This is a genomic window from Porphyromonas sp. HMSC065F10, assembly GCF_001808555.1.
GTDB lineage: Bacteria > Bacteroidota > Bacteroidia > Bacteroidales > Porphyromonadaceae > Porphyromonas_A.
On the sequence record NZ_KV793766.1, the window covers coordinates 12025 to 33536 of the forward strand.

A 21512-nucleotide genomic window follows, 5' to 3' on the forward strand; every position below is an offset into this window, starting at 1 on the left:
GCACATAGTGTGAGATATCATGTATAGAACAAAGACTTGTGGAGAGCTTCGCGCCTCCGATATTGGCTCCGAGGTGACGCTGGCCGGATGGGTGCAGCGGATACGTAAGATGGGCGGGATGACCTTTATCGACCTTCGTGATCGGTATGGGATCACCCAGCTGGTCCTCGCTGAGAGCAGTAGCCATGAGCAGCTCGAGAAGGCATCTGAGATCGGTCGAGAGTATGTGATCCAGGCAGTCGGTACCGTCGTGGAGCGCTCCTCGAAGAACCCCAAGATGCCTACCGGTGACATTGAGATCGATGTCCACTCGCTCAATATCCTCTCCGCCTCCGAGACCCCTCCCTTCACGATCGAGGAGGAGTCTGATGGCGGGGATGAGCTGCGGATGAAGTACCGCTACCTCGACATCCGCCGCCCCAGTGTGGTACGCAATCTCGCCCTCCGCCACCGGATGGCGCAGCTGATCCGTCGCTACCTCGACGGGCAGCAGTTTATGGAGGTGGAGACGCCTTTTCTGATCAAGTCTACCCCGGAGGGGGCGCGAGACTTCATCGTCCCCTCGAGGATGAATCCGGGACAATTCTACGCCCTCCCACAGTCCCCTCAGACCTATAAGCAACTACTGATGATTGCCGGTATCGACCGGTACTTCCAGGTGGTGAAGTGCTTCCGAGATGAGGATCTGCGAGCCGATCGTCAGCCGGAGTTTACCCAGATCGACTGCGAGATGAGCTACGTCCATCAGGATGATGTGACAGACACCTTTGAGGGACTGAGCAAGTACCTATTCAAGGAGATCCTCGGCATTGAGCAGACGGAGCCTTACCTCAAGATGGACTGGCAGGATGCGATGAAGTACTACGGCTCTGATAAGCCGGATATGCGCTTTGACATGCGGATCGTGGAGCTCAAGGAGACGATCACTGAGACCGGATTTGGGGTCTTCGATGAGGCCTCCTACATCGGAGGTATCTGTGCCAAGGGCTGCGCCAGCTATACCCGCAAGCAGCTCGATGAGCTGACCGACTACGTGAAGAGTCCGCAGGTGGGGGCCAAGGGGCTGATCTATGCGCGCATCAACGAGGATGGCAGCGTCAAGAGCAGTGTCGATAAGTTCTACTCCGAGGAGCAGAGGGCTTCTCTGCGCGATGTTATGAAGGCTGAGCCGGGTGACCTGATCCTGATCCTCTGTGGTGACGATGCGATGAAGTGTAGGACTCAGCTGGGACGTCTCCGTCTCCAGATGGGGCGCCGTGAGGGCCTGATGGACCCGATGAACTTCAAGTGCCTCTGGGTGGTCAATTTCCCGCTCTTTGAGTGGAGCGAGGAGGAGGGGCGCTATATGGCCATGCACCACCCCTTCACCATGCCTATGGAGGAGGACATCCCGCTGCTGGAGACCGATCCCGGTAAGGTGCGAGCCTACGCCTACGACATGGTGATCAATGGTGTCGAAGTGGGTGGTGGCTCGATCCGAATCCACGACACCAAGCTTCAGGACCGGATGTTCCATGCCCTCGGCTTCACCGAGGAGCGTGCACAGGAGCAATTTGGCTTCCTGATGAATGCTTTCAAGTATGGTGCACCGCCCCATGGAGGCATCGCTTATGGCTTCGACCGCTGGGTCTCCCTCTTCGCCGGCTTGGACAGCATCCGCGATACGATCGCTTTCCCGAAGAATACCTCCGGTCGCGATGTGATGGTAGATGCTCCTGCCACTGTGGACCAGAAGCAGTTGGATGAGCTGCACATTGCGCTGAAGAAGTAAGTCTCTATAGTATGCAAGAGGAAGATCAGCTGTCTCTGTCGGACGCAGATCTTCCTCTTTTTATTTCACAGTCCCCCATGCTTGTCCGAAGAGCTCTCCTTGCCCTCTCTCTGCTTGCCCTCATGCCATCGCTCACTGCTCAGATCGTCCTGAGTCACTTCGACCTGACGGAGGAGGGACAGCCCGACTCGACCTCTGTCGCTGTGGAGATCCCCTCCATGGTGCAGCGGGACCTGCTCCGTCAAGGGTTGATCCCTCATCCCTTTGTCGGCACCTCCGAGGACAGCATCCAGTGGGTGAGCGATAGGGAGTGGGTCTACCGGACCACCTTTGAGCTGTCGGGTGCGGAGCTCTCCGACTATCGGTTGCGCCTCAGGTGGGTCGATACTTTTGCGGAGGTCTATCTCAATGGCGCGCTGCTTGGTCGTACAGAAAACCTCTTCCGGACCTATGCGTATGACCTTGATGGTCATCTCCGCTCCGGGACCAATCGGCTGGTGATCCGTCTCCTCTCACCGACGAAGGTCGGTCAGCTCCTCTACGAGAGCAATGGATTCAATTATCCTGCCGATAATGATCGTGCAAAAATATTCTACAGCCCATACATCCGGACAGCCCCCTACCACTACGGTTGGGACTGGGCACCCCGGCTGATCTCGATGGGTCTTTTTGCACAGCCCATTGTGGAGCGAAAGGAGCGACTTCATCCGGAGGACTTTTACGTCCGCAGTAAGATCGAGTGGAGCGGTACGGAGCCGACCTCAGCTACTCTCACTGTGAGTGGCAGCCAGAGAGCGCAGGGGGCATCCCTCACGCTCCTCGATCCGGATGGTGTGGAGCTGGAGCGTACGGTGATGACGGGTGACTCGATCGCCTTCTCCATCCCGAGACCACGGCTCTGGATGCCACACGGATGGGGTGAGGCAGATCGCTACACGCTGATCTATCAGGACACGACGGGAGAGAGGGACAGCCTCCGAGTGGGGCTGCGGGAGGTGCACCTTGATCAGACGGATGGGGCGTTCCGTTTCGTGGTCAATCGCCGACCTTTCTACGCCAAGGGGGCCAATTACCTCCCGCACGATCGCCGTATGGGCGACCACGGGAGGAGCCTCGAGCAATTCTTCGTGGAGGACGTGCTATCGGCGCACTTCAATATGCTGCGTGTCTGGGGCGGAGGGATCTACGAGACGGAGGAGTTTTACGAGCTGGCAGATCGCTTCGGGATCCTGATTTGGCAGGACTTCCCCTTTGCCTGCACCACCTATCCGAGCGACCCCGCCTTTATGGAAAACGTGCGGTGCGAAGTGGCGGATCAGCTCTCGCGCCTCCGCAATCACCCCTCCCTGGCACTCCTCTGCGGCAACAATGAGGTCCGCGAGGGAATGCGTCACTGGGGCTGGAAGTCAAAGTACAATCCCGAGGTCTGGCAGGGGATGACGACAGGGTATGAGAAGCTCTTCGGGGAGCTCCTCCCTGAGAGCGTCGCTCGCTACGCCCCGCATGTGGACTACATACACGGCTCGCCGTATGACTCCAACTGGGGCGACCTCGAGAGCCTCTCACGCAGCGATGCACACTACTGGGGTATGTGGTTTGGCGAAGAGGACTACACCACGTTTGATCACCACGCAGGGCGCTTCGCAAGCGAGTACGGGCTACAGTCCTTCCCCGAGATGAAGACCGTCAGGAGCTTTGCTCCGGAGGCGGACTCCCTCAGCCTCGACCATCCTCTCGTGGCGCATCGGCAGCGCTCCCCGGGAGGCAATGAGCGGTTGCGACTCTATATGGAGCGGGACTACCCGACGCCCAAGAGCTTTGCCGACTTCACTTACCTGAGTCTCCTCGAGCAGCGAGATGCTACCGGCTATGCCATCCGTGCCGTCCGTCGCGCCTATCCTGACAATGCCGGCTCGCTCTACTGGCAGATCAATGATGTCTGGCCCACGGTCAGCTGGTCCTCCGTCGACTACTGGGGCAATCACAAGGCACTCCACTATGCGGTGGAGCGCGCCTACCGACCCACGATCATCGACCTGGTGGAGCGGGGAGACTCACTCGCCCTCTGTCTCGTCTCCGATGACCCGTTGCTTAGGGGCTCTGTCGATGTGGAGGTGACCTGGATGCGGACAGACGGGAGCCTCCTTGCGAGCCCTTCCTACTATGCCTGCCGGGTGACAGAGCCCCCCCTCTCTGCGGAGGTGACTCGACTCCGGAGACCGCTCACCTCCGATACCATCCTTGCACAGTTGATCGTGAGGCAAGGCGATGGGAAGGAGATCGCACGCCAGCTCTACTACAACGTCCGTCCCAGGCAGATGAAACTGCCACGTCCTCGCTATTTGGTCGAGGAGCGACTGACAGAGAGGGGGCTGACGGTTACCATTACTGCTGAGACCTTGATCAAGGACCTCTTCATTGAGTCCCCTTGGCAGGGTGCTCTCTACTCGGATAATTTCTTTGATCTGCTCCCGGGGGAGACGAAGACGATACAGATCTCGCATCCTGATGTGGAGAAGGGCAAGCTGACCTTTCACACCCTAAATGACCTGCTGAGAAATGAAGGAAAGTGAACTCATCATTGAGAATTGTGCCGGTGATCTCCCCTCATGCCTCGAGGCAGAGCGAGGCGGGGCGAGTCGGGTAGAGCTCTGTGCCGCCCTCTCGGAGGGTGGTACCACGCCTTCCTACGGCACTGTGGCGACAGTCCTTCGCTGCTGTCATCTCCCCATCATCCCGATCATCCGTCCCCGCTCGGGTGACTTCCTCTACTCTGGGACTGAGGTTGATGTTATGCTGGAGGATATCCGGGCTTTGCGTCGGCTGGGTGTGGCCGGTTTCTCGCTCGGAGCCCTTACTCCGGATGGAGACTTAGACGACGAGCTCTGCCGCCGGCTGATCCGTGAGGCAGAGGGTCTTCCGGTCACGCTTCATCGGGCATTTGATCGGGCGGCATCGCTGGAGACGGCTCTGGAGCAGGCGGTCGCTCTCGGTTTTACCTGCATTCTCACATCGGGCGGCACCCCCTCGGCAGTGGCCAGTCTGGATCGCATCCGCCACTTAGTGGAGCAGGCCGATGGACGCATCAGCATCATGGCGGGCAGTGGCATCACGGCCGACAATGCACGTTATGTGGTCCGGTCCACCGGTGTCTCTGCGATTCATGGTACCTTTGCAAGGCTGAGGGGCAGCTCGATGCGTCACTCCTCAGTGGCATTTCCACCTTCGTCCTCGGCTCAGATCCCTGAGAGAGACTTCAGAGTTACCGATGCCGAGGCTATTTCATCTATACGTCAAAGTCTTTTATCATGAATACGATCGATATTGTTCTCTCCCCCGAGTTGCTTGATGTCTACAGACCTACTGAGCCGACCACCTTTGTGGTGGTTGACATCCTCAGAGCCAGCTCGACGATGGTCGCTGCCTTCGACAACGGTGTCCGACGGATCTTTCCCATAGAGACCATCGAGGAAGCAAAGGCGGCAGCAGCGGCGGGGCACCTCGTCGGGGCGGAGCGGAAGTGTGTCAAGTGCGACTTCGCTGATCTCGGTAACGACCCGCTCGAGTATGGCCCCGAGCAGGTGCGAGACAAGGAGATCTACTTCACCACCACCAATGGCACCCGCACGCTGAAGAAGTGTATGAGCTTCGGACCGGAGCATAGTGTGGTCGTCGGGGCATTCACCAATATCGGCGCTGTGGCTGAGTACTGCCGGGGACGCAATGTCCTCTCCGTCTGTGCCGGCTGGGAGGGGCACGTCTGCATTGAGGATGCTCTCTTCGGTGCTGCCCTTGCTGACCGCCTCTCGGGTAGCCACACGCTCGGCAGTGATGCGGTGCGGATGGTGCTCGACTACTACCGCAGTCACTCGTCTGACATCGTGGGTGCCATCAAGCAGAGCGACCACTACCAGCGCCTCCTCCGTGTGGGGAAGGCGGAGGCTCTCTCGTACTGCATTGACCTCGACTGCTCCACAGCTCTCCCCATATCCGGCACGGATGCTCAGGGACGTATCGTCTTAGATAATAAGTAAGCTGCCATGACTCGTAAAGTCCTCGCCCTCCTCTTACCGCTCCTGCTCCTTACCGGCTGCGGTAGCACCCGAAATGCTGCCAATCAGCAGGTGAGCCGTATGCCTATGCCGGGGAAGAACCCCTCCTACAACGCCTACATCCGACAGTATGCCCCTGCTGCACTACAGAGCCAGCGAGAGTTTGGCATCCCTGCTTCCATCACCATGGCTCAGGGTCTGCTGGAGAGTGGGGCCGGTGGTAGTGCTCTGGCGCAGAAGTCCAATAATCACTTCGGTATCAAGTGTCACAATGGCTGGAGCGGTGCGCGCACCTACCATCGAGACGACAACCCTCGCGACTGCTTCAGGGTATACGACGATCCGCTCGACTCCTACCTCGACCATGGGCAGTTCCTCACTCGGAATCGCCGGTACAGCTCTCTCTTTGCTCTCGACATGGCGGACTACAAGAGCTGGGCAAAGGGACTTCAGAGTGCCGGCTATGCCACCGACCGAGGCTATGCCAATAAGCTCATCAAGATCATCGAGGACTATCAGCTCTACCTGCTGGTGGACGGCAACGTGGAGCGAGACTACGCCTACAACCGACCTGAGCAACCACGGCGAACCGTCAGCAGTAAGCCTCCCATGAGATACGAGAAGCCGGCAACGAGGGAGACGACCCCTGCAGGTGTCCGTGAGATCTACAAGAGCTATGGACTCCTCTACGTCCTTGCCAAGAAGGATGACGATCTCGCCAGCATCGCTCGTGACCTCGATATCTCGGAGAAGAAACTCACTGACTACAACGACTTCCCGCCCGGCTACCCGATCGAGGAGGGAGACATCATCTACCTCCAGAGGAAGCTCCGTCGTGCCGATCCGCCATACTACCGCCATGAGGTGAGGGTAGGGGAGTCGATCCACGGCATAGCCCAGAGATACGGCATCCAGCTGCGCTCTCTCTACCAGATGAATAAGCTTGACCCCGCCTATATCCCCCAGGAGGGCGATGTCCTGATCCTTCGCTAAGTAGCTCCGCCACCCCCGCTACGGAGGCTGCGCGTCTCTCGGTCCCATCGAGATCCGGTCTCAGCACTTCTCACTTCAGTCTCGTCTCGGAGTGGTAGAGTGGCTCGTCGCAATAGCTCTCAGAGGGATAGAGGAGGTTGGCCATATGAAAATTGGTGAGGGCGTTCTTGACGTGGCATTGGAGTTGTTTTCCCTACACAAATGTGATCGCAACCGCCAGGGAAAAACCATTGTCTAACAGGAAAGGGCTGACGCCACTCTCCGGCGTCAGCCCTTTCTTCTATCCATGTCGACAGACAGTCTCTGGACAGTAGCGCTAATCAGCGGGACGCTCGTCCTTCGCTGCGGGGTCGAGACCTCCATCCGACAGCAGGTAGGGCGGGAAGGGCTCACCACCGCGCGTGAGGGGATTGGGGGTGTTGCCGAGGACCGGCTTGATGTACCTGTCAAAGGCACTGCCGGGGCTGTCGACGAAGTAATCTCGGTAGGCAGGATCATCGGCGAGGTAGGCCATCAGCCAGAGGTAGACGATGGCGCGCACGGTCGGGTAATTGGGTTCGCTCGGGATGAAGTACCAGTCGGCATGGTCCATCTTCTCGATGGAGAGGAAGGCGTGCTTGGCCGGTCCTTGGAGGCTGTTGTAGAAGGCAAGGGACTTCCATGGGAAGGCAATGAGGTCGTAGCTGCCGGTGACGATCATCGTGGGGATCTGCAGGTGAGAGAGGTCGTCCCCGAGTCCGTCATTGGCGCCGCCGCCCACTTCTGCCATCATGGGGCCGCCATTGTAAGGATTGAGTCCGATGACGGTCTTTATCTTTCCCCTCAGCCCGTTGGGGTAGGGCATCATGGCGGTGTGGAGTACTCCGGCACCACCCATCGAGTGCCCTACGAGTGCCACCGCACTGAGGTCCACATGGTCGTAGATGGGGCTGTCCGGTCGCATGCTCTCACCCCGGAGGATCTCGTAGGCAGCCATCAGCCCGGGAGGCCACTGGAAGGGGCGCTTCTGGTCCAGGGCAGTGTATATGATGCAGATAAATCCGTGCGAGCTTAGTTGCTTTGGGAGCTTTTGGAGAAACTTCTGCTTGCAATTAAATCCATGCACGATGATCACGGCCGGCACTTTGCCTCTCTCCTTCAGATCCTTGGGGTAGTAGATGGTGGCAGGCTCCTTCTCTCCGAAGTACTCCTCGTCGTAGGTGTTGTCATCGGCATACGAGGCGAAGCTTTCTTCGTCAATCTCTGCCAGTTTATCTATCTGTGTCTTTGCCATCTCTAAGGTCTGTCCGGCTGCTTGTGTGAGGTTCGGCAGGGTGAGCAGGAGCAGATAGAGGGTTCTTCTCAGGGTGTTGTTGCTCATGGCTGATCCGTATTGCTTGGCTGCTCGTCTGCTCTCAGGGAGCGCACGACCCGGAGGCCGATCAGTCGACTGGGGCAGTCGGGGAGTTGCTTTCTTCTATAGTCCAGGTGGAGGGCGAGCGCCGGCGAGTGGAAGGATCCGCCCTTTGCGACTCGGTAGACCCCCTCCGAGGGTCCTCCGTAGGCGGGTGTCCGCTCTCCATACCAGTCCTCGCACCACTCCCAGACGTTTCCGGACATATCGTATAGGCCCAGCTTATTGGGGCTCTTTGTACCGACGCTGCGGGTGCCATACTCCGGTCGCTTGATCATGTCGGCAGGGTTGTAGAGCGGGTTCCACTCCGCATAGGCATTGGTCCGGTACCACGCATAGCGAGGGAGTGCCAGCCCGAGACCGCCGGACCACTTGGCCGTCACTTGCGTCTTGTCCGCCTCCATGGCAGCCCACATCCACTCCGCCTCCGTAGGCAGCCGGTAGCCGTCTGCCTCGTCGTCTCTCGTGACCGTGTTGCCGGTGATGGTGTAGACCGGTGTCAGATTGTCGTGGAGGCTCAGCTTATTGCAGTAGTTCACCGCATCGTACCAGGAGATGCTCTCCACCGGTCTCTTGTAAGTGTCGCTGCGGTAGATCCCCTCTCCGTCAAAGCGTGCCAAGCGCGACTTGTCCGGACTGGAGTAGAAGGATGGATCCTCGCCCGTGATGAAGTGGTACTCTCTCTGAGTCACCTCGTGCGTCCCCATCAGGAAGGCCTTCACCTCCGTGGGCTTGTCAGTCCCGGGTAAGACAAATGAGCCTCCTGGGACCGGCACCATCTGACCGATGATTGCCTCGGTGGGATTGGAGATGACTCGGTAGGACTGTCCGTGGATGTCAGTGATGGAGAGGAGCATAAGGAGAAAGAGCAGTGTCTTGTATCTCTGTCTCATAGCAGGGTGAAGGGAAGAGAATCTTTGAAGTAAAAGAGGTAGAGTGCATCAACCACCAGCCCGATGGCTGCAGCGATGAAGAGCCATTTCTTGGCAGTCGCTGACTCTCTCGCAGCCCCCTCGTAGTCTCCCATGCGGTAGAGGGTACGTACCTGCATCCCGTGGAAAAAGGGGATCAGTCCGATGATCGAGCAGAGGAGCGTCAGCAGTATCGACTCCGTCAGCCAGGTCTTTGGCATCGGCTCCGCTGAGACACTATCCTCTGTCGCGGGGGCGACCCTCTCTGTCAAGAGCTCCGGCTCGGCTGTATCCGTGGGGATGTCTGGCGTGGACTCGCTCTTCCGGATGAGGCCGTCTAGCTCTTTCATCTCCCCGGCGGTTATCCACTCCTCCATGCCTGTAGACCAGACATAGCTCCGGCTCCTCAGTGGCAGCAGCCTAAAGATCTCCAGCGTGTAGGGACCAAATTGCTCCCCTTTATCATCTATGTAGTAGTACTCCTTATCCATAATTAGGACTTATGGTGAATTGTGACCTCCTCGGTCAGGAGACAAAGGCACACTATTAGCCCCTGTCTCCGTGACTTCCTCAGCTATTCTCCAGCACTTCGGTAAGTGAGTACAGTGCACTGCCAAAGGAGGTCAGCATCATCACCAGCATGCCTATCAAGATCAGTGCGAAGACCACACTGACGATGAGGCAGTTCTTGGCCATCGAAGATGCCAGCTCGGCTCCCTTGTAGTCTCCCTCAGCGTACCTCTGGTTGCAAGTGATCCCGAGGGCGATGCCGATCATACCGGGGACGCTGCCACAGAGGACCGTCAGCAGGATCGACCAGACGAGGTAGTTATTTGGCTTTGTCGGCTGATAGAAGGATCTTGGTGCTGCCGGTATTGCCGGGGGCGCAGGGTAGGTGGGCTGCTGTGGTGCGTCTGCGGTCACGCTCCCTGCCGGGCTGAGCAGGGCATGGATCTCCGGGATCCGGTCAGCAATCATCCACTCCGCCATCCCCTCCCGCCAGACGAGAGTCTGTGGTGTGATCAGCCCCGGTAGCTGATCGATCGCCACCGGTCCTCGCTGCTGCCCCTCCTCAATGTAAAAGTAGTATCTATGGTCTGTCATATCGGTATCTCTTTATGTCCCACAAATGTAGGCAAAAACGACCGCTTTCCATCCCTCTTTCCGGGAGAGAGCTTGCCTCCTCTTGCTCGTACCCCGCAAAAAGAGGTTTATATCGGACTAATTTTTTATATTTGCTCTATGCAAGGGTAAAATAATCATCAAAGCTTACGAACTTATGAAAATGATGAAGTATCTCGCGGCTGCATTACTGTCCGCACTTATGATCTCTCCCGCAATGGCTCAGAACTGCTGCGCCAAGAAGGGAGGACAGGAGAAGTCCTGCTCACGCATGATCCAGACAAATGTCCCGGAGCGACCTGCCGGACAGCAGGATATGCTGGCCTTCCGTGCCCCGAAGCTCCAGACGGTCCGGATCGGCATTATCGGTCTCGGTATGCGTGGTGTGAGTGCCGTCGACCGCCTCTCGGTCATTGAGGGCACGGATGTAGTGGCTCTCTGCGACCTTCACCAGGACCGGGCGGAGAAGAGCAACGCTATCCTCGAGAAGAATGGCCGCCACTCGGCAGCGCTCTACTACGGATCAGAGGATGCGTGGAAGAAGCTCGTAGAGCGTCCCGACCTCGACCTGATCTACATCGTGACCGACTGGCAGACCCACGTTGAGATGGCAAAGTACGCCATGGAGCAGGGCAAGCACGTCGCTGTTGAGGTGCCTGCCGCCTTCTCGATGGACGACATCTGGACGCTCATCGACACCTCCGAGCGGACCCGCAAGCACTGCATGATGCTGGAGAATTGCGTCTACGACTTCTTCGAGATGACCACCCTTAACATGAAGAATAAGGGTCTCCTCGGCGACATCGTCTATGCCGAGGGTGGCTATATCCACAATCTCGAGGAGTTTTGGCCCTACTACGAGGGGGACTGGCGCATGGACTACAATATCAAGCACCGTGGCGATGTCTACCCGACCCACGGCATGGGTCCCGCTGCTCAGATCCTCGATCTCCACCGCGGAGATAAGATGAATGTCCTCGTCTCCATGGACACCACTCCCCGCAACCTACCCGCCTACCTGGAGGAGGTACGCGGAGTCAAGGATGCCAAGGTGGCCAATGGTCAGCACACCATGACGATGATCCGCACGGAGAAGGGACGCACCATCTTCATCCACCACGACGTCACCACGCATCGCCCCTACAGCCGCCAGTACAACGTCGCCGGCACCAAGGGCTACGCCTCCAAGTACCCTGCCGAGCACTACGCCTTTGCCGGCACGGACCTGAAGGAGGCCGGTATGCCCGCTGTGGACGACCTGTCCACCCACAGCTGGGTCAGCCCCGAGATGCAGAAGGAGCTCTACGAGAAGTACAAGCACCCCATCACACGTGAGCTGGAGAAGCGTGCCAAGGAGGTAGGCGGCCACGGCGGTATGGACTTCATCATGGACTACCGCCTCATCTACTGCCTCCGCAATGGCCTGCCGCTCGATATGGATGTCTACGATATGGCAGAGTGGTGCTCACTGATCCCGCTCTCCCAGATCTCCCTCGAGCACGGCTTTGCTCCCGTGGAGGTACCCGACTTCACCCGTGGAGCCTGGCAGCGCCTACAGGGCTACCACCACTATATGATCGGAGACTGATCCCCATCCCATAGCCATCAGAGGAAGCGCCACCCCCTACCCGGGGCGGTGCTTCCTCTGCTTTCATAGTTACTGTATCTATCAGACCATTAACTATGTGACCTTAGGTATGTTTGTAGCTGCAAAGTTACGCCATATGCGCCTACCCTCTGTCTCCTCCTGTCCTCTCCTGTCTCTTTGGCTATAAATCTGTTACGAGAGAGTGTGTGCGGGAAGTCTCTTCGTGAGGTCTTGTCTGTGACCCTCTGATTTTGCCCAAATCGGGAGCTACCTCAGCATTTTCCTTACTTCCTTGTCAAAGTCGGAGTCGATGTGCTGAGTCTTATTGAAAATGTCATACTCCGCTTCCGACTTCGCCTTTGCTTCGGTAGCAGAGATGCGCCCTCTGTCGGGTAGGATCTTGTAGTCATTAAAAGAGAGAAACTTGTCTACGCTGACGGTAAATTGCTCCATCGTAAAGGTGTTGTGTCTCTCGATCTGGCCCTCTATGTAGTCAAAGTAGGAAGTGACAGCTCGCTCGAGCCTGCGGATCTCATCCTCTCCGAGATAGTTTTTTGCCACTGAGACATCCGATTTGAGTATTCTCCCGGAGGGGGCATTCTTCCACGTTGTCAGGCCCATGTGTTCCTTAGTGTGATCCGCCTTCGTAAAGATAATTTCCGCAGCGGTCTGCCCAGTTATGGCGTAGTGAAAACGATTTTGGATCATAGAGTAGAAGTCCTTCGTTGTCTGAGACCTTTTGTCGTAGTCGATACTGCACTCAGCGTAGATGTCGGTGATTTGCTGCCAGATGCGGCGTTCACTTGCGCGGATGGAACGGACACGCTCCAGCAGCTCCCGGAAGTAATCCTTGCCAAAAACCGCCGTTCCCTGCTTTAGCCGCTCATCATCCATTGCAAAACCCTTCCGGATGTATTCCCTCAGGATTTGTGTTGCCCACTGACGGAACTTCGTTGCTCTCACGGAGCTGACTCGGTAGCCCACTGAGATGATCGCATCGAGGTTGTAGAAGTCCACGCTTCGGATCTGTACCTGGTCGGGAATAGCACCATGAGGAGTGGTTGTTTCCATTTTGGAAATAACCACTTCACGGGTCAGCTCCCCTTCATCGAAGATGTTCTTTAGGTGCTTGCTTATTGCCGGTACACCCACTCCGAAGAGCTGTGCCATCGCCTTCTGGGAGCACCAAACCGTCTCGTCCTTGACCACAACCTGTACGCTCCCCTCCGTGTCGGGCATGCTGTACAGGAGGAAGTCTATCTCTTGATACATAGCTACTATTGTCTTACTTGTGCAGTACAAATATACCCACATCAACGGAGACCCCCGTCTAACAGAGGTGGGCGGATGAGTAGGGCAAAGAGGTGTATTTCTTTCTGAAGAGATAGTCCCACACTTTAGTCTAAGACGCTCAATCTATGGAGGAAAAGAAGAATCAGGTCATTACCTCGATCACCCTGCTCAATGGGGCGGTGCTTCCTCTGCTTTCTGCCCGATGGCCTCTCAGCCCACTCATCTAATACCGATATTAGTTTGACTCTATCTCAACGAGGATCTCAGTTGTCCTCAAAGGGCAGCCCGGGTGCTCTCAGAGGCCGGTTGGCCGTCTCTCCCATAGAGGTGAGCTGCTTAGCGGAGTCTGCGATATTGTCCGGTGTGATAATCGTTATGCTCGGAGACTCTTGTATGATCTCCCTTGATAGGTCAAACATTGGATCCTCCTCATCACGGGCTCTGTCATACATCACAGCACGAGGTATATTGAATTCTTGAGCGAAGCCCATGGCTAACCGTGCGCCACTGTCAAGCTTTTGATCGGCCAGATCTCCCCACAAGCGCGATGAATCCCTTGAGTAACTTGCTGCCAGCACTATGGCATTACAAAACATAGCCTGAAGCCTATCACGCTCAAAGTAACGTGTATTGAGCTCCATTTTGCTCCTGAAGCCATTCCCGTACTCTGTCACCAGGAGTCCACCTTTCTCTACTATCTGAGATGCCAAGCTCCTGTTGCTCGTGGGTAGGATGTCTGTCAGAGGACTTGGCAAGATCGCGATCGTTTTTCCTCTGGACGCCAGTGCTTCCTCGTGAGAAATGCTGTCGCACCCTAAGGCAAGCCCACTGACTATGGTTGCACCATTCTTTACGAGCTGAGAGACGATCTGCCTCTCTCGAGACTCGATTTGCTCTGAGGGATTTAGCAGCCCGATGACGGAGATATTGGTATTAGCCGTGTCCAGCAACTTGATGTCCCCTTTGTAATAGAGAAATACAGGTCTTTTACCATCTGACACACGTCCCCTATGCTCCGGAAAGTCCTTGTCCCCCAGTGCTACAAAGCCATCACAGAAGCCGTGTAGCTTGTTAAGTATGGCAGACTCATACTTTCGCCTCAGCTCCAGGAATGCTTCTATGCTGGTAGGCTCTTGGTCGTTTTTCCGATTGAGACGGGAGACGATTGTTTCTACGTCTTCGTTATGACTTAAGTTCCTTACTATCCACGCATTGCCGATCCCTCTGTACGACTTTGCCGTCAGTACATTAAGCGCATTTTCAGTGTACTTCATCATTGTTGGTCTGATCGCTTCAGTGTTTTGCCCAATGAGTAAAAGATCACCGACCCGGCACCATTGTCAAGCAATGCCTGGATGGCATCCTCGTCAATGTTGACCCCCTCCGTGTACAAGTCATCTATAAGTAAGATGTCCTTCCCCCAGACCTCCTCCGAAATCCTGCAGGTAGCCTTCGTAATACCGGGATATGGCATATCCCCGGTTCCTCCATAGCCACTTTTACTCATGTGAGTAGTCTTGGTGTCCGTATGCCTGATGATATAGTCTGTCCCGTCCTGAAATCCGTCTTGGTCGGTAGCGTATGCCTTGATGGTTTTCTTGAGGAAGAGCTGCGTGGGCAGATAGCTGCTCTCTGCCTTTGATCTGGGAATGACGCAGATGGTAAGCTTTTCCTTTCTCGACGATCTGAGTATGAGAGGTAGGTCTCTCTTCAGTATATCCAGCATATACTCGCTTGTGCGTTGCAGAAGGTCTATGCCTGTGTCTCTAAACTGGTTTTTGAGAGTCGTGATGATATTCTCCACCGTGCCTTGAGTGCTACGGTATGTCTGGTCACCACTGTGGTAAAGGTCGTGATAGTAGGCATAGGTGTCACTCCTCAGAAATGTCCCCTGCGCTCTGCTACCTGTAGCGGGGTGGGTGTACCATGATAAGCAGCTCTTGATGATAAAATCTTGCATTGTCAAAGGTGATTGGGGTTGATCGTAATAATGCCGGCATTGAGTGCACAGGCTATCTCGGACTCCTCGTCCTCAAAGGCTATGATGTGGTCGGGCGGGATACCCAATAGGTGGATGGCATTGCTGTACTTATCGGGGGCTTGTCCGTCAGGAATAGCTTCTCTACAGAGCAGGGTATCAAACTTATCGGTCAGCCCATGGTATGATAGCGTGTCCAGAACCCTACTTAGTCGGCAATGGGTGACGAGCACGATCTTGTGCGTGGGGGCATACTTGAGGAGAATGTCTGTATTATCCTTGACGATGGAAGTCTCCGATAGGTAATCTCTGTAGAGTCTCTCTTTCTCCACGATTATTTTGTTATAGTCAGACTGTGAGAGGGAGGGGTACAAAGTCCTCAGCAAGCTGCGATTGAGACGTCTCGAAGGATCGTAGGTCGGTGTCAGAGTATCATCCCTCATAACGGCTGCTATAGCCCCCCTGTAAGAGAGGTAATTGGCATAGTCGGTGTTGACCAGCGTGCCATCGAGGTCAAAAAAGAAAGTGGTTTGCTCACTCACGTAGCAAGTCTGATCGGTCCTCTCCTGCATAAATTAGGCTTCATCCGGTGGCTTAAAGTATGGTGCCTTACGACTACCCCAAAGGTAGTGATTTACAAGGGGAGTTGTAGGATCAGTTCAGACGTGAGTGACCATCTTGGGCTGAGCCACTATATGACTTATCTCCCCTTGTTCCATTCCTGTTGCTTGCGTCTCTCTTCCTCAAAGTTAAGACCTCTCTCTATGATGTCAGTCTTGTTTTTCTTCGTGAATTTTTGCACCGGTTCCCAGCCAGTGTCGGCAGTGTCAGGGGTCATCTTCATAATCTTACGACTCTGAATATTGCGAAACCAATAGGCTTCTGCTTCTTCTTTGCCCTCCTCTAAGCCTAGGGACTGCCGCTGTACTCTCTGCTCCGGTTTGATGCTGGTAGCAGATCCTGATCTTTCTCTCGGGATGCTATTCTCCTTGAAGAATGGGAGCTTGATCTTATCGTATAGGAGATCGTACGTCCTGTCATACCCAAGTGTGACACCGAGTAAGTAGGTGGCTACTTTACCCTCCAGTCCATAGCTTGAGATCTGCTTACCCATTTTCTCTTGATCCATTCTATCCTCATCGCTCGCGTAGATGTCCTTAAGGCAGAGAAAGAAGGGAGCAATCAGGTGGAAATCTACTCCTGTTGTGTCTTTTGCTATGGCAGCGATTTTTTCATCTTTAATACTGGATGCCAAAGTACTGAGCTGGTCGTTTTTTACTCTTGGGTATGGGTGACTGATCTTTTCCCAGTTGCTCTTTAAAATCCTACCTGCAGCTGTCTCACTTACCCCGAAGTTATCCGCACGCCCCTGGGACTTCCATGTCATCACCACCCCTATCATATCGTAGAAATAGCCAAGCATATCCTTTGGGTACGGGTCGTGTCTCTCGTACCGTAAGAGATAAACCCACGGGGAGAGATCACCTACGGGTTTCTTACCTCTATAGAGACTTGAGATAGCCTCTCTTACAATGTCAGTGCCAATTATCTCCTCGCAACGCCGTAGATCTTTGTCATTGAAGCCAAAGATCCGCCAAAGGTTGCGTGCTCCTTGCTTGCTCTGCTCCACAAGTTGGTCGATGTGATGCTCTATAAAGTAGGTCTCCCATGGTGAGACTCTAATATCAATCCTATGATCAAAAGATAGTGATAGAGCATTGCGACCGGTTTCATCCAGCGCATACACCGTCTCCACACTCTCGATGCAGATCTCGATGGGGAATTGCTCGATGGCGTTATCGGTGCGAAAGACTATAAGTATATACTCAGAGGTGTAGTCATAGGGGTTCATCCCCTCTACAGTACGATCAAAGAGCTCTCTGTCATCGGCATGCGCTTTCAATGTTCCACTCATTGGCACAGCATAGAAGATCTTTAGTCTACCATACTTGAAAAAGTCTGTGAAGCTGCCTTTGCGAAGGATAGTTACGTATTCCATCTTGATGTTGTTTCGGCTTAGAATCCCCAAATGTTTTCGCTTGTAGTGGAGGAGGAGCTCCTGTCAGATAGGTCTATCTGAGAGCACTTATCCTGAAAGAATTTGACAAACTTTGAGAGCTCTCCGGTATAGGTGAAGGTGAGATTCTCTTTGGCTCGGGTCATTGCGACCATAAAGAGAGTCTTGGCACTCTCTTCAGAGGTCCCCGGACGCTCTATGATCGGTGCCATGTTTTTTTCATCGGCAAAGGGTATGAATACATACTCAAAGTCTAGTCCTTTGGCACTATGGTATGTCATAAGGGAAATACAGGTATCGTAAGTGGACAAATGACCATATACATTGCCTATGTATTGCATATTGATACCATTATCTCTCAGGTGAGAGTTCAGATCTCCAAAATCATACCCATTGTATCTGTCCCTCCTTTGTTCCCAAGGAAGATGACCTCTTGAGGTAAGGACCCTGTCGGCAAAGCGTATTGCAAGCTCTTTGGTGGGAAAGAGTACTGCAGCGGTGTATCTCTCGTTGGCTGCTTGAGAGGCTTGCTCAAATACATAGTCAATCTCTTCGTCCTCCGAGTCGGCCTTGCAGAGTCGGATCTGGGTATCACTCTTCGTCATGTCAATCTTGGCCGAGAAAATGTCCATACCGGGGATCATCAGGAGCTTAACTGCCTCTATTATGGAGTTGGAGAGCCGGTGGATGATGTTTAGAGAGAAGGACTCGCCGTTAAGGATCCTCTGAGTCTCTGTGGGGCTTAGTGTGGACTCATTGTACCTAGCATCTGTCGGGTAAATGGACTGATTCTCATCACCCGCAATAATAACACGGTCCCCCGAATTGATCATGGCGCTGAGCATACGGAGAGTCATATCCTGCACCTCGTCACAGAGAACGTAGTCCCATTGGTTGCCATTGTCGACTTCATCAAGAAAGCGGTAGCATGTATAAACTTCTACATCTTCGATCCCCTTCTCAGCCAGTGCCTCACGAAACATTTGGACAAGGGATAGAGTGTATACTACAATGGCGATCCTGGCATTCGGTTCCTTGGAGATTATCTGCTTGATGCTGTATGCAAGGAGGACGGACTTGCCGGAGCCGGCAAACCCCTTGATCCATACGTTCCGGTCCTGCCTGATGTTATTCTCCAGAAACTCTCTCTGCTGCGGATCAAGCTTATTTTCGGGGATTATCCAAGCCATAGTTATGTTGTGTTATTTGTATTTATCGTATACTTGGTAGGCTGTCTGATGTGATAGAGAGATTCTCTTCGTTGTACAGATACCCTTGCAAGTTGCTCTTTTCCTCCTGCTCTAACTTTTTTACAATGTCAGGCTTCCCAAGTTGCTGAGCTACTGATTTAAACCACGAGTACTCCCACTCCTTGAGTTCGTTTCTACTCCACGTATCCATCAAGATCTCAAGTGCTTTATTGAGCTTTTGCTCTGCCTCCTCCGCAGCTCCCTCGCTTCGGTCTATTTTGGAGTATTCGTAGAGGATACAGGGGTCATTCGGTTTGTGTGTTATGGCCTCTCGCATGTACTTCTTGTACTCCTCACGATTTCCACTCTTTCTCAGACTGAGTGCCATGTTGAAGAGTATGGTTCCATCGTTTGGATGCTTCTCAAGTGTGTCTTTATAGGTGTCTATCGCTTTATCATACATTCCCGCGTTGTCGTACAAGATTCCTAAGTTGTTCCTATTCATTGAGGATGGGTACAGCTCTCCCTGAAGCTCGTAGGTCTCGGCAGCCTTGAGGAACTTTCCTGCTCTTTTGTATGCCTCCCTTAGCTCCTCCAGGGTCTTTAGGGATGGTGTCCCGCCCCGATTGTACATCTCATTATTTGCTTTTCTCTCTGCCTTCAGGGCTATTCTGTCTTCTGAGGAGAGCTCTTTGTTGGCGAATGGGCTCACTGGCTCTACAGCACATATATTGCCATCGCAAGTGGCAGATATGTGAAGCATTTTATCCGCATTTATTCTGGCTGATAGGTGTACCGGGGTGTTTTTCTTGAATCCCATAGGATCCTTGCTCTCAATCTTGAGGTTGAATAGCATCTTGTTGGCGTTTCCAACGCAGATGGGTAGCTCGATCGTTGATTGACCATCACGATCGGACATGAGATCATCAATACTAATGGTGTTGCATGGGATCTCAGTATTGGCAGGGACAATGACCTTTGGGGCGTTGTCCTTTGTGATTATGATGATAGGCTCGCTGGTAATCGGTTTGATCAGATTTCTCCCAAAGCCATTGTAAAGTAGGCTGTGTATCGCGGCACCCTTGGAAACATGTGTACGAAGATCACTGGGCAGCAGCAATTCTGAGTCGTCAAAGTAATGATGTATGGCTTCTTGGATATACGGACTCTTGGAACTACCTCCGATGAAGAGTACGTAGTCTATCTCATCCTTATCTACCCCGGACTTTTTTATTGCACTCTTGATGGGCAAGAATATGCTGGCGTAGTCCTGCTCGCCTTTGTAGCTTGTGATCATTCTCCCTGTGCTACAGGTAAAGACTGACATGGTGTCCGTGAGCTCTCTGTAGGAGAGCCAAAACTCGTTGCCACTCAGTGTCCCCTTTGTGGTGCTGACAGCTATGTCAGCATTAATGGACGCTCGCTCATCCTCATTATCCTTTGAGGCTGGAATTGTACCATTAATTGTATGAGCTGCCAGTTCTTCGTTGATGATGATTTTTAGTCTCTCTGAGACCTTCAAGAGAGCCGTTGCTATGCGCTTTTTCTCCTTTGTGCGAAAGTCTGAGGGCTTCTTGCCATTCTCCTCCAAGAAGCGGGGCATCAAGTAGTGGTAGGTGATGTATCGATCGATGTCATCGCCACCTAGCTCCGTGTACTTAGATATGGCGATGTTCTTTGCTCGAAATCCACTGAGATCCTGACCGATTTCCAGGATGGAAATATCGCAGGTGCCACCGCCAAAGTCAAATACTAAGACCTTGGAGTCGTAGTCCGGTGAGATGATGATAGGGCTACCCATCGTGGCCCTCTCTACTGCATAGCTGATGAAAGCTGCATTGGGTTCATCAATTAGCGCCTGCGATGATACCATCATATCGTTTGCCGCCAGAGCATCCAATAGATCCTTACGTTGATTGGCCTCAAATGATGCCGGTATGCTGATGGAGTACTTGATCTGTCTGTCTCCGAGCTCATTGCTGATCATCCTCTTAAGGTATGCAAAGAAGACTTTAGTGGCATCTTTTGCTGTCTTGATGTTGAATGGAGGCTTGTCTCTGAGAAGGCTGTCTGTATACTTGGCGCCAATGTCCTCACCGAGACCGAGCTTAAAGGAATACCAAATGTCTCGCCCAAGCTTTTTCTTGTTTTTTAGGTCAAATGCACCATTTCCGATTAGAATTTTTCCCGCTTCCTCCAGATACGCAATCACTGTAGGAATGATCTCAGACTTATTTATGGTGTGCCCGTCAGCCAATATCTGGGGAATCCTAATGGAGCGAGTCTCAATCGCATTGCTCTTAGGGTTATATTGAGCGATGGATACAACGGACGTGGAAGTGCCAAAGTCAATACCCACGTATGCAGTCCTGATCTCAAGCTCATTTGTGATCGTGGACGGAAGAAATGACTTGGTGGTAATTTCGTTCATATCTTAGACCTTTAGTATACTTTGGCAAGCACCATCCTGATAGAGGTGCACCATCCTTTTTCTAGGATGTTTTGTCCTGAAAGATCCCGGCAGACCCTCAGACCGAGACGGTGTTATTATCATAACGACCACATAAAGAAGCGTAAGAGTCTGTACTATCTACTCATATAGCAATCCAAGGTCCTTGAGTCTCTTGTCCTTTCCCCTCCCGCGAGCAACTCGGTGCTGTCTCTGGTAGCATAAGCCCCGGAGTGGTGCATCAGCGCAGTCCGTGTGTAGCGAGCTGTCTGAAGAATGTCTACGGGTGCATGGCTTCAGTAGGATCGGAAAGGGTACGTACGAAGTCTATGGACCGACAAGCCAAAGCGTCAAGTAACGCCTCCATATGTAGTGGACCCCTGAGTCCGCAGTCCCTCTAGATGCCACATCGAGTAGAGCCATCCTCACAGGTACTCCCCAAATGTAGTACTTTTTTGGCTAACCCCGCCTTGCTCTGTCTTAGAAAAGTATCGCATATGGAGGTGAGCGAAATCTAATACCGATATTAGAGAACTCTAATACCGGTAAAAGAAATCACTAATATCGGTATTAGGTGAATCTAATATCGGTAAAAGAAATGCGGTCTGTACTGTGCTGAGAGTCACCCTGCCCGGAGGCGCCGCTGAAGTCTCGCTGTAGAGAGGTGGAGTGTCGATGCACTCTGCTGCCGGATGGAGCGATGGGTGACCCTTGCTCTCCCTTGAGAGACCTTTGCATAATACCCCATCTGCGGC

17 protein-coding genes are annotated in these 21512 nt (G+C 53.7%); 6 read left to right on the forward strand and 11 right to left on the reverse strand.

Annotated features, from left to right (window positions below):
• Positions 1-19: 19 nt before the first annotated feature.
• The 5 genes from aspS to HMPREF2890_RS02705 all read left to right on the forward strand — a co-directional run bounded on the left by aspS (position 20) and on the right by HMPREF2890_RS02705 (position 6816).
• Positions 20-1771 (forward strand): aspartate--tRNA ligase, encoded by a 1752-nt coding sequence (gene aspS, locus HMPREF2890_RS02685; protein WP_070464934.1) that lies wholly within the window; start codon positions 20-22, stop codon positions 1769-1771.
• Between the two features lie 77 nt (positions 1772-1848).
• The gene (locus HMPREF2890_RS02690) at positions 1849-4344 is read left to right on the forward strand and encodes a beta-mannosidase (protein WP_148130657.1); all 2496 of its coding nucleotides are present in this window, start codon (positions 1849-1851) and stop codon (positions 4342-4344) included.
• The gene (locus HMPREF2890_RS02695; protein ID WP_070464940.1) at positions 4331-5083 is read left to right on the forward strand and encodes a copper homeostasis protein CutC; all 753 of its coding nucleotides are present in this window, start codon (positions 4331-4333) and stop codon (positions 5081-5083) included. Before HMPREF2890_RS02690 ends, HMPREF2890_RS02695 begins: the two co-directional genes overlap by 14 nt.
• A complete protein-coding gene (locus HMPREF2890_RS02700; protein WP_070464943.1) occupies positions 5080-5805 on the forward strand; it encodes a 2-phosphosulfolactate phosphatase in 726 nt (241 codons plus the stop codon). Before HMPREF2890_RS02695 ends, HMPREF2890_RS02700 begins: the two co-directional genes overlap by 4 nt.
• 6 nt (positions 5806-5811) lie before the next feature.
• Positions 5812-6816, forward strand: a complete 1005-nt coding sequence (locus HMPREF2890_RS02705) for a glucosaminidase domain-containing protein (protein ID WP_070464946.1) — start codon at positions 5812-5814, stop codon at positions 6814-6816.
• Between the two features lie 316 nt (positions 6817-7132).
• On the opposite strand, the gene HMPREF2890_RS02710 is transcribed toward HMPREF2890_RS02705, so the two are convergent.
• From HMPREF2890_RS02710 to HMPREF2890_RS02725, 4 genes are all read right to left on the reverse strand, one after another.
• Positions 7133-8176: a poly(ethylene terephthalate) hydrolase family protein gene (locus HMPREF2890_RS02710; RefSeq protein WP_070464950.1), complete on the reverse strand. Its 1044-nt coding sequence runs from the start codon at positions 8174-8176 to the stop codon at positions 7133-7135.
• Positions 8173-9102, reverse strand: a complete 930-nt coding sequence (locus tag HMPREF2890_RS02715; RefSeq protein ID WP_070464953.1) for a formylglycine-generating enzyme family protein — start codon at positions 9100-9102, stop codon at positions 8173-8175. The genes HMPREF2890_RS02710 and HMPREF2890_RS02715 overlap by 4 nt, the downstream gene beginning before the upstream one ends.
• Positions 9099-9611: a CD225/dispanin family protein gene (locus HMPREF2890_RS08770; RefSeq protein ID WP_083289758.1), complete on the reverse strand. Its 513-nt coding sequence runs from the start codon at positions 9609-9611 to the stop codon at positions 9099-9101. Before HMPREF2890_RS08770 ends, HMPREF2890_RS02715 begins: the two co-directional genes overlap by 4 nt.
• A 79-nt stretch (positions 9612-9690) precedes the next feature.
• Positions 9691-10224, reverse strand: coding sequence for a GYF domain-containing protein (locus HMPREF2890_RS02725; RefSeq protein WP_070464956.1), 534 nt, complete (start codon positions 10222-10224; stop codon positions 9691-9693).
• A gap of 181 nt (positions 10225-10405) precedes the next feature.
• Here HMPREF2890_RS02725 and HMPREF2890_RS02730 point away from each other — a divergent pair, with 181 nt between their 5' ends.
• Positions 10406-11830: a Gfo/Idh/MocA family protein gene (locus HMPREF2890_RS02730; protein WP_070464959.1), complete on the forward strand. Its 1425-nt coding sequence runs from the start codon at positions 10406-10408 to the stop codon at positions 11828-11830.
• Positions 11831-12097: 267 nt separating this feature from the next.
• Here the strand turns inward: HMPREF2890_RS02730 and HMPREF2890_RS02735 are convergent, their stop codons facing one another.
• The 7 genes from HMPREF2890_RS02735 to HMPREF2890_RS02765 form a co-directional block, all read right to left on the reverse strand.
• Entirely contained in the window at positions 12098-13102 is a 1005-nt protein-coding gene (locus HMPREF2890_RS02735) for a virulence RhuM family protein (protein ID WP_070464962.1), read from the reverse strand.
• Between the two features lie 284 nt (positions 13103-13386).
• Entirely contained in the window at positions 13387-14397 is a 1011-nt protein-coding gene (locus tag HMPREF2890_RS02740; RefSeq protein WP_083289759.1) for a DNA-processing protein DprA, read from the reverse strand.
• Entirely contained in the window at positions 14397-14927 is a 531-nt protein-coding gene (locus tag HMPREF2890_RS02745) for a phosphoribosyltransferase (RefSeq protein ID WP_246825266.1), read from the reverse strand. Before HMPREF2890_RS02745 ends, HMPREF2890_RS02740 begins: the two co-directional genes overlap by 1 nt.
• A 158-nt stretch (positions 14928-15085) precedes the next feature.
• Positions 15086-15673: an HAD family hydrolase gene (locus tag HMPREF2890_RS02750; RefSeq protein ID WP_070464968.1), complete on the reverse strand. Its 588-nt coding sequence runs from the start codon at positions 15671-15673 to the stop codon at positions 15086-15088.
• Between the two features lie 128 nt (positions 15674-15801).
• Positions 15802-17100 (reverse strand): hypothetical protein, encoded by a 1299-nt coding sequence (locus HMPREF2890_RS02755; RefSeq protein ID WP_148130658.1) that lies wholly within the window; start codon positions 17098-17100, stop codon positions 15802-15804.
• Between the two features lie 17 nt (positions 17101-17117).
• A complete protein-coding gene (locus tag HMPREF2890_RS02760) occupies positions 17118-18308 on the reverse strand; it encodes a 3'-5' exonuclease (RefSeq protein WP_070464974.1) in 1191 nt (396 codons plus the stop codon).
• A 22-nt stretch (positions 18309-18330) separates the two neighbouring features.
• Positions 18331-20739: an Hsp70 family protein gene (locus HMPREF2890_RS02765; RefSeq protein ID WP_070464977.1), complete on the reverse strand. Its 2409-nt coding sequence runs from the start codon at positions 20737-20739 to the stop codon at positions 18331-18333.
• Between the last annotated feature and the right edge of the window lie 773 nt (positions 20740-21512).

Excerpts from the sequence above, each read along its gene's own strand:
- HMPREF2890_RS02700 (WP_070464943.1), top strand. The coding sequence starts at position 5,080 with ATGAATACGATCGATATTGTTCTCTCCCCCGAGTTGCTTGATGTCTAC.
- HMPREF2890_RS02740 (WP_083289759.1), bottom strand. The coding sequence starts at position 14,397 with ATGAAGTACACTGAAAATGCGCTTAATGTACTGACGGCAAAGTCGTAC.
- HMPREF2890_RS02710 (WP_070464950.1), bottom strand. The coding sequence starts at position 8,176 with ATGAGCAACAACACCCTGAGAAGAACCCTCTATCTGCTCCTGCTCACC.
- HMPREF2890_RS02755 (WP_148130658.1), bottom strand. The coding sequence starts at position 17,100 with ATGGAATACGTAACTATCCTTCGCAAAGGCAGCTTCACAGACTTTTTC.
- HMPREF2890_RS02695 (WP_070464940.1), top strand. The coding sequence starts at position 4,331 with ATGAAGGAAAGTGAACTCATCATTGAGAATTGTGCCGGTGATCTCCCC.
- aspS (WP_070464934.1), top strand. The coding sequence starts at position 20 with ATGTATAGAACAAAGACTTGTGGAGAGCTTCGCGCCTCCGATATTGGC.
- HMPREF2890_RS02730 (WP_070464959.1), top strand. The coding sequence starts at position 10,406 with ATGATGAAGTATCTCGCGGCTGCATTACTGTCCGCACTTATGATCTCT.
- HMPREF2890_RS02735 (WP_070464962.1), bottom strand. The coding sequence starts at position 13,102 with ATGTATCAAGAGATAGACTTCCTCCTGTACAGCATGCCCGACACGGAG.
- HMPREF2890_RS02765 (WP_070464977.1), bottom strand. The coding sequence starts at position 20,739 with ATGAACGAAATTACCACCAAGTCATTTCTTCCGTCCACGATCACAAAT.
- HMPREF2890_RS08770 (WP_083289758.1), bottom strand. The coding sequence starts at position 9,611 with ATGGATAAGGAGTACTACTACATAGATGATAAAGGGGAGCAATTTGGT.
- HMPREF2890_RS02725 (WP_070464956.1), bottom strand. The coding sequence starts at position 10,224 with ATGACAGACCATAGATACTACTTTTACATTGAGGAGGGGCAGCAGCGA.
- HMPREF2890_RS02715 (WP_070464953.1), bottom strand. The coding sequence starts at position 9,102 with ATGAGACAGAGATACAAGACACTGCTCTTTCTCCTTATGCTCCTCTCC.
- HMPREF2890_RS02705 (WP_070464946.1), top strand. The coding sequence starts at position 5,812 with ATGACTCGTAAAGTCCTCGCCCTCCTCTTACCGCTCCTGCTCCTTACC.
- HMPREF2890_RS02760 (WP_070464974.1), bottom strand. The coding sequence starts at position 18,308 with ATGGCTTGGATAATCCCCGAAAATAAGCTTGATCCGCAGCAGAGAGAG.
- HMPREF2890_RS02750 (WP_070464968.1), bottom strand. The coding sequence starts at position 15,673 with ATGCAGGAGAGGACCGATCAGACTTGCTACGTGAGTGAGCAAACCACT.
- HMPREF2890_RS02690 (WP_148130657.1), top strand. The coding sequence starts at position 1,849 with ATGCTTGTCCGAAGAGCTCTCCTTGCCCTCTCTCTGCTTGCCCTCATG.